Source organism: Stenotrophomonas sp. 3diitr2024 (assembly GCF_042136455.1).
GTDB lineage: Bacteria > Pseudomonadota > Gammaproteobacteria > Xanthomonadales > Xanthomonadaceae > Stenotrophomonas > Stenotrophomonas sepilia.
In genome coordinates this window covers 1-441 of sequence record NZ_JBHHMJ010000669.1, presented here as the reverse complement: position 1 = coordinate 441, position 441 = coordinate 1, and the positions used below count along the sequence as shown (strand labels likewise).

Below are 441 nucleotides of genomic sequence, written 5' to 3'. Positions count from 1 at the left end.
CCGACGTTCATGTTGAACTGGCGGCCGATGTTGCCGGGTGCGATCTGCGCGCTCACCTTGAACGCGACCAGGGTCAGCAGCAGCGACACGAAACCGACCACGCAGGCGGCGGCGATCTTGCCGCTGACGATCGCGCTGCGGTGAATCGCTGAAATCGAAGCGCCGGCGCAGCCCTTCCACCAGCGTGGTCATCGCCTCGGCCTCGAGGAAATTCGGCGTGCCACCGCCCAGGTGAAGCTGAATGACTTCACGGCCGTCCACCTCCACCCTCGCCTCACTGCCATGGGTGAGCGCATTGCCGATCAGGTTGGCGGCCACCTGTCCCAGCCGATCCAGCAGCGGTTGCGCGTAATAGACGTTGGCCACGCTGGCGCCGGCCGCGACCGCGAGCAGGGTCAGCAATGGGCGGGACATCGATGCGCTCATGATGTAGTTGCAATT

1 pseudogene is annotated in these 441 nt (G+C 64.9%); it reads right to left on the bottom strand.

The window, feature by feature from the left end:
- Window positions 1–426, bottom strand: a pseudogene (locus ABGA94_RS17090) (hypothetical protein); the annotation flags it as partial.
- Between the last annotated feature and the right edge of the window lie 15 nt (window positions 427–441).